At 64.7% G+C, this 13,987-nt stretch carries 14 protein-coding genes; 6 read left to right on the forward strand and 8 right to left on the reverse strand.

All coding sequences use genetic code 11. The features are described from left to right. Nucleotides 1-43 precede the first annotated feature (43 nt). The 3 genes from A5698_RS03100 to A5698_RS03110 are packed head-to-tail and all read left to right on the forward strand — an operon-like array spanning nucleotide 44 to nucleotide 2,906. The gene (locus A5698_RS03100) at nucleotides 44-916 is read left to right on the forward strand and encodes a DUF427 domain-containing protein (protein ID WP_068293192.1); all 873 of its coding nucleotides are present in this window, start codon (nucleotides 44-46) and stop codon (nucleotides 914-916) included. 20 nt (nucleotides 917-936) lie between these two features. Then, nucleotides 937-1,359 (forward strand): VOC family protein, encoded by a 423-nt coding sequence (locus A5698_RS03105; protein WP_502688866.1) that lies wholly within the window; start codon nucleotides 937-939, stop codon nucleotides 1,357-1,359. A 53-nt stretch (nucleotides 1,360-1,412) separates the two neighbouring features. After that, nucleotides 1,413-2,906 (forward strand): dihydrolipoyl dehydrogenase family protein, encoded by a 1,494-nt coding sequence (locus A5698_RS03110; protein WP_068293196.1) that lies wholly within the window; start codon nucleotides 1,413-1,415, stop codon nucleotides 2,904-2,906. A 13-nt stretch (nucleotides 2,907-2,919) separates the two neighbouring features. On the opposite strand, the gene A5698_RS03115 is transcribed toward A5698_RS03110, so the two are convergent. Continuing rightward, nucleotides 2,920-3,600 carry a DUF998 domain-containing protein gene (locus A5698_RS03115; RefSeq protein WP_068293200.1) on the reverse strand — a complete coding sequence of 227 codons (681 nt, stop codon included), beginning with the start codon at nucleotides 3,598-3,600 and terminating at the stop codon, nucleotides 2,920-2,922. Nucleotides 3,601-3,627: 27 nt separating this feature from the next. Next, a complete protein-coding gene (locus tag A5698_RS03120; RefSeq protein ID WP_068293203.1) occupies nucleotides 3,628-4,491 on the reverse strand; it encodes a class I SAM-dependent methyltransferase in 864 nt (287 codons plus the stop codon). Between the two features lie 80 nt (nucleotides 4,492-4,571). Here A5698_RS03120 and A5698_RS28380 point away from each other — a divergent pair, with 80 nt between their 5' ends. Further along, on the forward strand, nucleotides 4,572-4,763 hold the full coding sequence (locus A5698_RS28380; RefSeq protein ID WP_197506615.1) for a hypothetical protein: 192 nt from the start codon (nucleotides 4,572-4,574) through the stop codon (nucleotides 4,761-4,763). Here A5698_RS28380 and A5698_RS03125 read toward each other — a convergent pair. The 5 genes from A5698_RS03125 to A5698_RS03145 form a co-directional block, all read right to left on the reverse strand. Next, nucleotides 4,746-5,399: a TetR/AcrR family transcriptional regulator gene (locus tag A5698_RS03125; protein WP_067081104.1), complete on the reverse strand. Its 654-nt coding sequence runs from the start codon at nucleotides 5,397-5,399 to the stop codon at nucleotides 4,746-4,748. The genes A5698_RS28380 and A5698_RS03125 overlap by 18 nt on opposite strands. Next, on the reverse strand, nucleotides 5,392-6,645 hold the full coding sequence (locus A5698_RS03130) for a cytochrome P450 (RefSeq protein ID WP_067081102.1): 1,254 nt from the start codon (nucleotides 6,643-6,645) through the stop codon (nucleotides 5,392-5,394). The genes A5698_RS03125 and A5698_RS03130 overlap by 8 nt, the downstream gene beginning before the upstream one ends. Nucleotides 6,646-6,825: 180 nt before the next feature. Continuing rightward, nucleotides 6,826-7,740: an MBL fold metallo-hydrolase gene (locus A5698_RS03135; protein WP_067081099.1), complete on the reverse strand. Its 915-nt coding sequence runs from the start codon at nucleotides 7,738-7,740 to the stop codon at nucleotides 6,826-6,828. 64 nt (nucleotides 7,741-7,804) lie between these two features. After that, nucleotides 7,805-8,614 carry an LLM class F420-dependent oxidoreductase gene (locus A5698_RS03140; RefSeq protein WP_067081096.1) on the reverse strand — a complete coding sequence of 270 codons (810 nt, stop codon included), beginning with the start codon at nucleotides 8,612-8,614 and terminating at the stop codon, nucleotides 7,805-7,807. Nucleotides 8,615-8,705: 91 nt separating this feature from the next. Continuing rightward, entirely contained in the window at nucleotides 8,706-9,266 is a 561-nt protein-coding gene (locus A5698_RS03145) for a TetR/AcrR family transcriptional regulator (RefSeq protein WP_067081093.1), read from the reverse strand. An 84-nt stretch (nucleotides 9,267-9,350) separates the two neighbouring features. Here A5698_RS03145 and A5698_RS03150 point away from each other — a divergent pair, with 84 nt between their 5' ends. After that, nucleotides 9,351-10,247, forward strand: coding sequence for an SDR family oxidoreductase (locus A5698_RS03150; RefSeq protein WP_067081090.1), 897 nt, complete (start codon nucleotides 9,351-9,353; stop codon nucleotides 10,245-10,247). Nucleotides 10,248-10,257: 10 nt separating this feature from the next. On the opposite strand, the gene A5698_RS03155 is transcribed toward A5698_RS03150, so the two are convergent. Further along, nucleotides 10,258-11,934 (reverse strand): GMC family oxidoreductase, encoded by a 1,677-nt coding sequence (locus A5698_RS03155; protein ID WP_067081088.1) that lies wholly within the window; start codon nucleotides 11,932-11,934, stop codon nucleotides 10,258-10,260. Nucleotides 11,935-12,399: 465 nt separating this feature from the next. On the opposite strand from A5698_RS03155, the gene A5698_RS03160 reads away from it, so the two are divergent. Next, nucleotides 12,400-13,987 (forward strand): AAA family ATPase (locus tag A5698_RS03160; protein WP_156670593.1); only part of this gene is annotated, 1,588 nt, incomplete at its 3' end.

The raw sequence follows: 13,987 nt of genomic DNA on the forward strand, positions 1-13,987 counted from the left end.
CGACGCGGCGCCATTCGCGACGACCGTAGTAATTGGAGGAACCATGGGATTGGCTTGGCAGCAGGGCCCGTTAGCCGTCGGATCCGTCGGCCACTTCCTCGCCGCCGAACCGATTCCAAGGCTGCTGTTCGCCGAGCCGCTCAGACGCCGCATGCGTGTTCGCCTGGGAGGGGCGTGGATCGCCGACAGCGAGGATGTCGTGCTGCTGCATGAGCCCGGCCGCTACCCGGTGGCATACTTCCCGAGTCGCGACGTCGAGGCTGGTGCGATGGTCGAGGACGGCCACAGGACCGAGCACGCCGACCTCGGCCCCCTCAGATGGTTCAACGTCAGGATTTCCGGTCACGAGGTGCGGCGCGCGGCGTGGCAGTTCTCCGACCTCCCGTCGCACGGGGCCGTGCTCGCCGGACGCGTCGCGTTCGCATGGCGCGCCATGGACGCCTTCTACGAAGAAGACGAACGCATTCTGGGACACGCAGCGGACTTGTACCACCGTATCGATATCCGGCTCACGTCAAGGCATTTGACTGTACGGGACGGTGATCGGGTGATTGCGGACACCGTCTCCCCGTTGGCGCTTTACGAGTCCGGCTTCGCTCCGCGCTGGTACGTGCCTCGCAACGACGTGGACGAGGCAGCGCTGACACCGGCCGACGGACAGACCTTCTGCCCCTACAAGGGACTTGCCAGCTACTACCACGTCGGGGAGCGCCGCCGCGCGGCGTGGTCCTACACCGACGCCTGGACGGAGGTCGACCGGGTGCGCAATTTCGTCTCCTTTGAGCCGGACAAAATCGACGTGCAAATCGACGGCGAGCAACTTCACCTCGAGCCGGGACAGACGGTGATCGCCCATGGGCCCGACCGGGGACTCGACACCGATGAGCTCAACCGCGATCGCCTGGTGACGCGGTGATCCAAGATGCCGCTCTCGAGGTGGTCGTACTCCGTGTGACGGACGTGGACCGCGCGTTGCGCTTCTACCGCGACGTGGTCGGATTTCACCTCGACGTCGACTACTCGCCGTCGCCGAGCTTTCGTGTGGTTCAGTTGACACCCAACGGATCCCACGCATCCATTCAGTTCGGTGTCGGCCTGTCCGACGTGCCCCTGAATTCCGTCGCAGGTTTGTACCTGATGGTCGATGACGTCGAGGCGTGCCGTGAGGGGCTCATCGCCTCGGGAGTGGCGGTGACCGACGTCCACCACAAGGACACCACCGCCGGCAGTTGGGCGGGAACGTTCCGATCGGGCGTGGACCCGGAGCACGCCGACTACGCGAGTTTTGCGAAATTCTGCGATCCCGACGGCAACCGGTGGGTGCTGCAGGAAAGGGGCCACGACCGAGACGTCACGTAGCTCCAACACGATTCGACCGATCCGACAATCCGAGAGAGTGAGAAACGGTCACCATGGACACAGCAGTAGAACGGGACGATGCGGGGTCGGTCGGCGGCGAAGCGACTCAGTACGACGTCGTGGTGCTGGGTGCGGGCCCTGTAGGCATCAACGCCGCCGCGCGGGCACACGCCGAGGGTTTGTCGGTTGCCGTCCTGGAGCGCGAGCTCGTCGGCGGCGAATGCAACTTCTGGGGCTGCGTGCCCAGCAAGTCGATGCTACGTCCGACGTTGGCCGTCGCCGACGCTCGCCGGGTCGACGGCGCCCGCGAAGCGGTAACCGGGCCCGTCGACCCCAAAGGTGTGTTCGCCCGGCGCGACCGCTATGTGACGAACTACGACGACGCGCCTGTTGCGGATGACTTGACCGCGATGGGTCCGACGTTGTTTCGCGGCCATGCCCGCCTGGTGGGTGAGCGCCGGGTCGCGCTGGCCAGCACGGACGGCCGACTCAGGTCATTCGAGGCCCGTCATGCGGTGGTGATCTGCACGGGGAGCACTGCCGCGATCCCTGACATCCCGGGCGTCGCTGAGGCGACGCCGTGGACGAACCGGCGGGCGACCGACAGCAGCGCCGTACCGGCACGGCTCGCGATCGTGGGCGGTGGCGGGGTGGGCGTCGAAATGGCCACCGCCTGGCGAGGTCTCGGATCATCGGTCGCGCTGTTGGCGCGTACCCGGGGTCTGCTGCCCAAGATGGAGACGTTCGTCGGAGAGTATGTGCGTCGGGGCCTCGTCCAGGCCGGAGTCGACGTGCGGACCGGCGTGACGGTCACCGAGGTTCGCCGCGCCGAGAGTGCGGGACCGGTGAAGGTGCTTCTTGACACCGGTGACCAATTGGACGTGGACGAGATTCTTTTCGCGACGGGACGAGATCCCAACACCGCGGACATCGGTCTGGAAACCGTCGGCCTGCAGCCGGGGGACTGGATGGATGTCGATGACACGTGCTTGGCAGCCGGAGTGGAAGGAGAGTGGCTGTATGCACTCGGAGACGTCAACCACCGGGCACTGCTGACACACCAGGGCAAGTACCAGGCGCGCATCGCCGCTGCCGTCATCGGCGCGCGCGCCCGCCGACAATCACTGGACAGCTCACCGTGGGGCCGCCACGTCGTCACCGCGGACGATCTGGCCGTTCCACAGGCGTTTTTCACCGACCCTGAAGCCGGTTCGGTAGGCCTCAGCAGCGCGGAGGCGAAGCGTCGCGGTTATCGGGTGAAGGTCGTTGACGTCGAGATGGGGGAGGCGGTGCCGGGGGCAAACTTCTACGCCGACGGGTATACCGGGCACGCCCGGATGGTCGTCGACGAAGAACAGGGCCACGTTCTAGGCGTCAGCCTCGTCGGCCCGGGCGTGGCCGAACTGCTGCACGCGGCGACGATCGCGGTCGCCGGGCGGGTTCCGGTGTCGCGCCTCTGGCATGCAGTGCCGTGCTTTCCCACGATCAGCGAGGTGTGGCTGCGCCTGCTGGAGGCGTACCGCGATGCTGATGAAGAGGCCGGCTGATGGCCTAGGCCGGTTACCCGGACAGAGCACGCAGCGACAGAGAGCTCAGCCAGCCGAGTCCGGTCGCGATCGAGACACGTTGCAGGACACCGCTCTTGCCGCCTAGCCCCCATCGACCACCGATCGCGACGCCGAAGAGAATAAGGCTGCCAGTCATCGCTGCGCTCGACGCCGCGGAGTAGCACGTCCAGCGGTGGTTCCCGCTCCGCGCCGCAGAGGCGGCACTCGCCATAGCGGCGACGGGTATGCCCACGAAGACCGGAATCCCGAAGAGATCGTGCAGTCGCCCCGCAGGGGTGCGCGGGCGCACGCCTGCGGCAAACGGGGGGTTGTCGGTGTCAGTTCCGTCGTCATTCAGAAGGTTTCCGACGTAGTCGGTGACGAACAGGCCCGAGCCGACCAAGCCGACCCCGACCGCCGCGACGATCGCCGGGACCGCGCGCGGTCCTATGCGGTGGCGATCGGACCGCCAGAGGCCCTCGGCAGCGCACAGGTAGAGAGTGCCGGCCGAGACGAAGTTGACGCGCTGACGCCAGCCGTGACGCCCGACCGCCAGAGAACTGACCGGGTAGCGCCTCCAGTCGTAGCCGCGTCGCGTCGCGCCGATGACGGTGTAAGCGGTGACGAACGCCGGGCCTGCAGCGGCGCCGGCGAGGATCTGCGCAGTCTGCTTACGGCGCGTGCGGCGAGACATGGGTTCAGGCTACTGAGGTTTCAGTCCTCAGCGTCGCGCACACAGAATCCGACTGGCTTGCAGGGTGCGGGTCGGTTCCACTCCAAACTGGGGAGGTTCGCCGAGGTACAGAGCGATCACATCCTCGGCAGTGCGGTCATCGATCTCGGTGAAGCCGAGGTCGCGCAGCTCCCGCGCGATGCCGTCAGGCGTGAAGTAGCTGACGAAAGGTTCACCCGAGGATGTGAGCCGATCGGAGCGGGCTTGCAGGTGCGCGCGCTCCTCGTCGGTCGTCGCCGACTGCAGGTAGTCGAAGACGACCTCCGTGGGAGACGCCTGACCCGCGATGTATTCCAGCGTGGATCGGGCGGCGTCGGGTGTTAGATAGAAGACGACGCCCATCCACAGGAAGATCGCGGGTCCGGTTCGTGCGAACGCGGTCGCCTCCAGTTTCGTTGCGAGGTCATCCGTTTCGAAGTCCACCGGTACGAAGGTCAGCGTTTCCGGGCAGTCGATCCCGGCGGCGAGGAGGCGGTCCCGTTTCCACGCCTGGGTCGCCGGATGGTCGACCTCGAAGACTCGCACGTCGGGATCGGGGTTACGGTAGGCGAAGGTGTCGAGTCCGGCGCCGAGGATGACGACCTGCCGGACGCCGGTGGCCACGGCCCGAGCGATCGAGTCCTCGGCGAATCGGGCGCGGGCGGCGAAGAAGAGCCGGCGGCCCAGGTCGCCGACCACGGCACCGAGGCGATCGGCCGTGGGGGAGCCCAATGCGGTCAGCTCGTCGGAGGTGGTACCGAGCAGGGGAGCTGCCAGCGGGTCGGCGAGAATGGTTGGCCTGTCGGCGATCTGGTGGTAGGCGCGAGCATACGCGGTAACAAGGGCTGTCCGGCTGGGTCCGTTGTTCTCCATACGGGCGAACGTACTCGCGACCACACGCGCGTGCCCTATAGGTCCGCGGTGTGCACGTCTCAAAGCCGCACCATGGCCACGTGGCCGACGCTGATATCGACGATCTACGGGCTCGGTTGGCCGCCACGAGGCTGCCGGAGACCGAGACGGCGCTCGATCCCGAACTTCGGATCGACGTTCCCACGTCCCTGGGCCCGTCGCTCGAGACACCGGGATATTTCGTCAAGGATATGCAAGAGAGTTTCGCAGCGGTGTTAGCCGCCGAACAATGAGCCCGCGGCATCACCTTCGTGGATCATCAGTGACGTCATCCGCGGGTAGAGGATCGCCGGCCCGAGCCATCGCGCAACAAAGCGGCGTAGTGCGACACTGTCACGCATCGGCTGTCCAGGATCGGTCAGCATGGACTGCACTGTGCGCAGGACCATTTCGGCCAGATCTTCGAGGGCGACCCTATCGAAACCGTGCAGCCGCCAATCGACATCGAGACGGTTGAGGAACGACTTGCAGAATGCTTTCGCCGTGTCGGAAGTCAAGGAGATGGCCTCTTCACCCTCCTGTCGTCGGGCCAAGATGTTCTCCAGCTGAGGATCACCGACGAGGTTCTCGACCGCGAACGAAACGCATTCGACGAGTGCAGTGACCGGGTCGTTGACGCCGCTGACGTGACCTACGACCTGGTCGATGAATCCGTCCACGGCTCGCATCGCGCTGGCGATCAGCAGAGCGTCAGCGTTGGGAAAGTAGCGGTACACCGTCTGCCGCGTGACGCCGAGCCTGCGTGCCACGTCGGCGAGGCGTATCGCTGGTCCGTGTTCGGCGATGACGTCGTCTACCGCGTCGAGAATTCGGTCTATGGCCTCCTCGTCCGTGGCGGGTGCCGAACCCGCCCAGCCCCGACTACGCATGGGCGCCCGCAGGATCGTTACTGGTAAATGTGATCGGAAGTGTTGTGGGACCGGTCATCCCAAGTAGCGGCTTCCATGGCGCCGGACCGACGCGACGGGGGGTATTCAGGCGCTGGGTGAGAACTATCAGTGCTTCAGCCAACTCACGCCGGGCGAGATTAGCTCCCAGACAGTAGTGGGCGCCGCCACCGAACGTCAGGATCGGAGGAACGTCCTTGCGCGTGATGTCGAAGCGCTCGGCGTCGTGGTAGATCGCCGGGTCGCGGTTCGCCGCGAAGGTGTTCACGAGGATGAAGGTTCCAGCCGGGAACATGTAACCGCCGAATTCGACATCTTCCGTCGCGGCGCGCGGTGCGATACTGGCTGCCGGTGAGTGGCGCATGCTTTCTTCGACCGCCTGCATCCCCAGCTCGGGTTGCTCGCGCAGCGTCATCCACTGATCGGGGTGCTCACAAAGCACCTGCACTGATGCCGCGAGTTGATTGCGCGTCGTGTCGGTTCCTGCCATCAGGAAGCCCGCGACCAGCATGCGGAGTTCGTCGAGATTCAGCCGGTCGCCATCGCTTTCGGCGCGAATGAGTTCGGACAGCAGGTCATCGGTCAGGTTGCCTCGGCGAGCGGCGACCATGTCGTCGACGTAGGCGTCGAGTTCACCCCACGCCTGCATGATCGCGGACTCGTCGAAGTTGACGTCCGGTTGGAAGCTGATGGCCTTGAAGACCTCTTCGGTCCAGTCTGCGAACAGGTGCCAATCCTCGCGCGGCGCACCGATGAGTGCACAGATGATCGGGGTGGGGTAGGGACGGGCGATGTCGGTGACGACGTCGCAGTGGCCGGCGTCGACCACCCGATCGATCAATCCGTTGACCACCTCACGGATCGTGTCCTGAAGACCTGCCGTTGCACGAGGGGTGAACGCCTTGGACACGAGCTTGCGTAAACGCACATGTGGTTCACCCTCCAAGCCCAGGAGGCTGTTCGCCATCTTCTCGAACAACGGCCCCGAAGTGATGCCCTGAGACGCCAAAGTGATACCGGGGGGCAAACGGAACCGATCGTCGCGCAACATTTCTCTCGCCAGGTCGTATGACAGGACCTCCGGGCCGAGAGGGCCGATCGCGATGGGCGCGCGATCTTGGGCCGTTCGGACGTCCTCGAGGATGTCGTGCGGGGCGGCGTTGAGGTCGTAGGTGAAGGTGGGGAGATCAGCCTCGAAGACATTGGGCGCGGTGCTGGTCACGACCATCGAGTTCAACCTCCGGCAGTGTTGGACATTACTCGGCAAAGCGTATGACCATTACCCTCCAGGGTCAATGAAAACCTCCTAATTCAGGACATGAATTGCCTGCTCATTCACCAGAGATCATACAAATACAGATCAGACGTCTATCCAATGAACTGGGAGCGTCCGGCGATGTGCGCCGATTTACAGGGCGCTGATCTGGAGCCAGTCGTCGATCGTGAACGCGTCGCCGCGCGCCGAGACGGTAGCCCCACCGTGCCCCGGATAGTGCGCAGGAAGGACCACTGCGCGGCGCTCCGACGCCTCGGCGAGCACACGCCGGCGCGACACCGCCGCTTCATCGAAGTTTTCGTCGAGCACGCACGAATCCGTGGGTCTGTGTAACTGCATGGGGCTGTGGGTGAGGTCGCCGACAAACACCGCAGGACTGCCCGCATCGAGCCAGAGCACCGATGACCCGGGTGTGTGTCCGGGCGCGGGGCGCAGCCTCAACGAGTCGCTCACCCAATAGCCGTCGGACCACAGTTCGAGCTGTCCAGCCGCGTCGATCGGAAGAATGCTGTCGGTGAACAGGATTCGGCTCGCATCGAGTCGCGCCTGATGCTCCTCCGAGCGGCCCGGGTCCCGCGCGTCGGCGTTGTCGGGATGGTAGTAGCGGTAGTCGACTTCCGGCACGAGGTAGCGCGCGTTCGGAAACGTCGGAACCCATGCGTCGGTCTCGCGCCTGGTATTCCAGCCCACGTGGTCGGTGTGGATGTGGGTGTTCACGACGACGTCCACCGACTCCGGGGCGACGCCCGCAGCGCGCAGCGATTCCAGAAAATCGGTGTCGAGATTGGCCAGAAACGGCATCGCCGGCCGGTCGCGGCCATTACCGACGCCGGTGTCGACCAGAACCGTGAGCCCATCCACCTCGATCACCCACGTCTGCACCAGGGCGTGCCAGTTACGGGCGTCCCAAAACGTGGGGCTCAGTTCGGTCGCCAGCTCCTGCCACACCGTGGGTGGGGTTTCGGGAAACATGTTGAGCGGCAGGTCAAGCCGCCACTCGACGACCCGCGTGACGGTCGCGGCGCCCAGCTGCGTGCGGTCGGTCATACCCGCAAAGATTACGAGCTGTGGGCCAAGGCGGAATCCGGTTGAACTCCAGCCTCAGGCAGCGTCATCCGTTGTCCCGCCATGTGACCACCTGCTTGAGAGGCGTGAGGTCATAACCGTTGTCGGCGGTGAGTTCGGTCTGGAACAGCGTGACGCCGACCTCGCGGAAGGCGTCGGCGCTATCGGCCCCCTCCCACAGCGTCGAGCGCTCGATATCGGCGCCATCGCGACCGAATGTGGCTGCCAGTTCGTCGACGCGGTCACTGGATCTGCGGAACGCGTCGAGGTCCTGGAACGCGTGCCAGATGTCGGCATGCCTTGCCACAGCGGGCAGCGAGCGCTTTGGTCCCGTACCGCCGATGAGAATCGGGATCTTGCGCACGGGCTGCGGAATCAGAGCCGCGAGCCGGTTCTCGATGCGGATCAGGCTCTCGTCGAAAAGATCGAAACGGGAACCGAAGGTGCCGAAATCGTAACCGTATGTGGTGTAGTCCTTTTCGTACCACCCCGCGCCGAGGCCCAGGATGAGCCGGCCGCCGCTGATGTGATCGACGGTGCGCGCCATGTCGGCGAGAAGGTCGGGGTTGCGGTAGCCGACACCAGTAACGAGGAGCCCGATCTCGGCATGTGAGGTGATTTCACCCCACGACGCGAGCGCGGTCCAGCCCTCGAAGTTGGCGACGTCGGGTTGCTCGTCTGTCAGGACGGGCTTGCCGTCGACGATGCCCTCCATCGCCGGGCGGTGAAAGTGGTCGTAGCCGAAGATCACGTCGACGCCGAGGTCGTCGGCGGCCAGCACGGCGTCGCGCCACGTACGGTAATCGGGTGTGCCGCCGGGCTGGATCTGCACGGCGACGCGTATGGGACGAGTCATGAATGCTCCTGTTCGGGCAAAGGGCGACTCTTGAGCCAAGTCGAGGGGCGCGGTGTTTATTCCGGGCTCGGATGCGCCGCTCGGGCCGTGTTCAGTTCCCGGCGACCGACTTGAGTTCCGCCAGCGTCTCCTGAATGTGCACTGCGATGCTGCGTTCGGCGGAATCATCGAGCCAGCGGGCGAAGGCGACCTTGAACACTGAGGTTCCCGCCTCTGCGGCAAGGCCGGCCGCTGGGTCCGGGACTCCTCGATCGCGTAGTGCCTGCCCGATCAACTCGACCATCTTCGCGAGTTTGATGAGTTCCCGTTCGCGCAGTGCTGGATGGGCATCGATGACGTCCTGGCGCTTTCGCGACTGCGATCGCCGACCCTCGAAGAACTCGGCGGTCGATTCGAATGCCACGGCGACGGCATCAAGAGGGGACAGGTCGCCGGGTGCCGCCCGCAGCGCGTCGGCGACGTTTCGGGCCAATTCGTCACCGCGGAAGAGCACTTCGCGCTTGTCGGAAAAGTGCCGGAAATAGGTGCGCTCGGTGACGCCTGCCCGTTCGGCGATGTCCGCGACGGTGGTCTCGTCGAAACCGCGTTCGCCGTAGAGCTCGAGCGCTGCGCGCTCGAGGCGGCCTTTCGCGTCCGGCTCCCATCGACCCATGAGGGAATAGTACGGGGATGACAGGCGCTGACATGACGTATAAATCTGATGTCAGTCACTGTCATCTTGGTGGAAGGAAAGCAAATGCGAGTATTCGTCACCGGCGCGTCGGGCCACATCGGTTCATTGGTGGTGCGCGAGCTTCTCGACCACGGTCATCAGGTCTCGGGTCTGGTCCGTTCCGACTCGGGGGCAGTGGCGGTGGAGCAGGCGGGAGCCCGGCCCGTTCGCGGCACACTCGACGATCTCGACGTGCTGGCGAACGCGGCGGGGGAGTCCGACGGAGTGATTCACCTGGCGTTCAAGCATGACTTCGACGACTACGGCAGCGCCGTCGAAGCCGATGTTCGGGCGGTGAAGGCAATCGGGACGGCGCTGGCCGGCTCGGGTAAGCCCTTCGTCAATACGTCCGGCACCGCAGTGCTGGCCTCCGGTTCGTCGAGCGCGTTGGCAACCGAGGAGACCGTGCCGCCCGCGGGAGCACCCCGCGTACCGTCGGAGAAGGCCAGCCTTGAATTGGTTGACCAGGGCGTGCGCGCGTCGATCATTCGGCTGGCGCCGACGGTCCACGGGCCCACCGACCGTCACGGGTTCATCCCGACGCTCATCGAGAATGCACGAAAGACGGGGCAGGCCATCTACATTGGCGTTGGAACCAACCGCTGGCCCGCCGTCCACAACGTCGACGCCGCACGGTTGTACCGATTGGCCGTTGAGTCCGCACCGGCCGGGTCCCGATTGCACGGGGCCGCCGAGGAGGGTATTCCGTTCCGGGATATCGCCGAAGCCATCGGCAAGCAGCTGGACGTACCAGCCGTCAGCGTCACCGCGGAGGAAGCGTTGGAACAGCTCGCCTTCATCGGATTGATTGCCTCGCTGGACAATCCGACGTCGAGCACGATCACCCGGGAACTGCTCGGATGGACGCCCGAGCAACCGAGCCTGCTCGAAGACCTGAACGCGGGGCATTACTTCGCCTGACCGGGTCGACTCACTTCAGGATCGCCCGCGCAGCACGCTCCGCGATGAGCATGACCGGCGCGTTGGTGTTCCCAGAAGTGATGGTGGGCATTGCCGAAGCGTCAACCACGCGAAGGCCGGCGACACGAAACACGCGAAAGTCAGTGTCCAGAACCGTGGTTGCCGAGTGCGGCAGGCCGCGTGGGTCGAACGCTCCCATCTGGCAGGTGCCCACGGGGTGGAAGATGGTGGTTCCCAGTTCGCTGGCCGCCTTCAGCAGGTCTTCGTCGCTCACCGCCTGCTGACCGGGAAGCATCTCTTCAGGGCAATAGCGGGCAAGCGCCGGCGCCGCCATGATCTGTCGAGTCATCCGGAGTCCTCGCACCGCGATCTCACGGTCGGCGTCAGTGGACAGGTAGTTGCACGAGACCTTCGGCTTCGCCAGCGGATCCGGATCGGCCATCCGCACATGTCCACGCGAGCTGGGGCGCAGATTGCAGACCGAGGGAGTGATGGCGGCGAACGGGTGCAGAGGGTCGCCGAACTTCGGCAGGGACAGAGGCTGCACGTGCCACTCCAGATCGGGGCTGGCCAGCGCGGGGTCGCTTTTCGCGAAGGCTCCCAGCGTGGACGGCGGCATGGTCAAGGGCCCCGATCTCAGCAGCAGGTACTGAATTCCCATGCCCACGCGGGTGATCCAGTTCCGATACAGCGTGTTGACGGTCCGGGCACCGCGGATGCGGAAGACCATTCGGAGCTGTAGATGGTCCTGGAGATTTTCACCGACTCCGGGCAGGTCGACGGCCACGGGCACTTGATGCTGAGTGAGCAGCCCGGCTGGGCCCAGGCCCGAAACCTGCATCAGATGAGGGGAGCCGATGGCACCGGCGCTCAGGATCACCTCACGGCGGGCGTGAACGTCGATGAGTTGGCCGTCCTTGAGCAGATGCACGCCGGTGACGCGGTGCCGGGCCGTGGTCCAGGCGCCGCGACGCTGATCCTCGTGGACCTGCTCGTCCATCAGCAGCCGTAGAGCTTGGGTGTTTGTGTAGACGGTGAGATTGGGTCGGTGGGCGACGGGGTGCAGGAAGGCGTCGGCCATCGACCAGCGCCTGCCGCGTCGTTGATTGACGTGAAAGTACGCGCTACCGGAGTTGTCTCCGCGATTGAACTCCTCGATCGGCTCGATGCCCAGCTCGGCAGCGGCGGCCTGCCAGGCGTCGAGAATCTTCCAGCGCACACGCGGCCGCTCGACCCGGATCTCGCCGGCGTCACCGTGCCACTCGTCGGCTCCGCCGAAGTAGTTCTCCAACTCCTTGTAGATCGCCAGTGTCTCGCCGGGACGGCCTGGACCGCCCCAGAGCCATCGCTCGTCGCCGGTGGCTTGTGCCCACAGCTCGTAATCGCTTGCCTGCCCCCGCATGTGGATCATGGCGTTGATCGATGAGCAGCCGCCGATCACACGACCCCGCGCGTAGATGATGCTGCGGTCGGCCAAGCCTGGGTCGGGTTCGGTCGTGAAGCACCAGTCGGTGCGGGGGTTGGCGATCGTGTACAGGTAGCCGACCGGCACCTTGATCCAGAACCAGTTGTCTTTGCCCCCGGCCTCGACCAGCAGGACGCGGTGATCAGGGTTGGCGCTGAGCCGGTTGGCGAGCAGACAGCCCGCGCTGCCCGCACCCACGATGATGTAGTCGTATTCGGCCACGGGTCATAGTGTGCGTGATGACGGGGCTCGGCAGGCGCATTACCCCGGCCTCGGAGTTGAGATGGGCGGCCAGCCAACAAGCGTCGCTGACGACCGCGAGTGTCCGGTCTCAATTTAGTTGGCGGTGAGATGCTGGCAGCCGCCACCATTTTCAGCACATTTACGAGTAGCCTCGTCCCATTACAGATGGCGGTTCCGTTCATTCCGCGGGCAGCCGGCCCATCCATCCGCGGAGTGCTGAATTTCGTCGACGCGCGTCGCCCGAGCAGGGGAGCTTCACAACCTACAATTTGCCGTGTTGGCGTGATGGTTGCAGACCACAACCTCGCACCTCTTTGGGTGATAAATCCCTTTGCCCGACCGTAGGGCGCTGGCTGGCACGGTCAGGGTGGGCCCACCCGACGTTGGTGTATGCCGTTAGGCGCGCCGGTACGTGGTCCGAGATGGGAAGGAGAAGCTCGAACGATGACTAGTTGGGCGCGCTTCTGGGCCGTTGACTTCCACGTCCACACACCCGGTTCGCAGGACGCAAAAGACGAAAACTACGGAGCGCCGGAGGACATCGTCGCTGCCGCCATCGCTGCCAAGCTCGACGCCATCGCCATCACGGATCACAACACGGTGTCGTGGTGCCAAGATGTCGCCGACGCTGCCAATGGCACGCCGTTGGTCGTTCTACCCGGCGTCGAAATCAGCACCACCGAAGGCCATCTCCTCGCTATATGGGAGGAGGGAACGGACCCGAGCCTTATCGAGGAAGTGCTCGTCAAGCTCAATATCGGCCAGGCCGACCGAGGCAAGCTGGACATCGCGGCCGATGTCGGCTTTTCTCACGCGGCGGCGAAGGTGGCCGCCTCCGGCGGAGTGGCCATTCCAGCTCATATTGAAAAAGACAAGGGCCTGCTGCGGCTCACCGTCAAGGCTCACGTCAAGGAGGTACTGCTCGACGCCGCCATCAGCGCAGTCGAGGTAGTCCACCTCGACACGATCGAAGACGTGCGAAACAGCCTCGCGGACAAGCGGAACCTGGCCTTCGTCCGCGGATCGGACACATGGAACAAGGACCAGAGTTGTCATGCTCTGTCCGGCATCGGTGCGCGTCGCACATGGATCAAAGCCAGTCGCCCCGACCTGGTCGGCATCCGCCATGCATTGGCTGACCCGGCATTGCGCATCTCGCTGGAAGAGCCGCCCGCGCAAGTCTCGTACACATGTATCGAAGACATCGAGTTTATTGGCGGGTTCCTTGGCGGACAACGGATCGAACTCTCTCCGGATTTGAACTGTCTGCTGGGCGGGACAGGCGCGGGAAAATCACTGATTCTGGAGGCGGCACGATTCGCGCTGAACCAGCAAGTGGACGCCGAGGCCTTCCCCAACATTCGCCGCGAGATCGACTCGCGCATGGCCAAGGCGCTTATGAACAACAGCATGGTCGTACTGCACGTGACGGGTGACGGCAAGCGGTACCAGATCGAACGCACCTTCAACACCGGTGGATCGCCCACTGCACGAGTGCTTCAGCAGACTGGAACCGATTGGGCCGAAGTTGATGTCGACCCTGCAACCCTTTGTCCGATCGCGGCGTTTTCCCAAGGGGAGATTCTCGAGTACTCCCGGGAGCCGGTCGGTCGTATGACCCTTGTCGATGCGTCACTCGATCTCAAGGAAGTCAACGAGTCGATCAACTTGGGCATCGGCGACCTGCAGGCCAACGCCCGCAAACTGATCGCCGCCCGACGCCGTGTCCAGAAGCTGGAATCAGAGGCCGCTCGGGAGGCCGAGCTCGCCGAGCAGGTACGCCAACTCACCGACCTCTTTAAGACCGAGGCCGTCAAGGAGCAGTCTGGCTGGGCCAAAGAGCAAACGAGCCTGCAGCGAGCCAAGAAGAGTGTCGATGATGTTGAACTCCCCGATTTCGACCTGCCCGACGTCGAGATAAGTCAGTCGGTCGCTGGAAACGCAGATGTCTTCGCCGAGGTCAGCGCTGCACTTGGACGCCTCTGCGAGTGCCTCACCGATTTCCTTCCTCCCGGCGTCGACCCGCATGCAG

The organism is Mycobacterium sp. E136, from assembly GCF_001666865.1.
In the GTDB taxonomy this organism is placed as follows: Bacteria; Actinomycetota; Actinomycetes; order Mycobacteriales; family Mycobacteriaceae; genus Mycobacterium.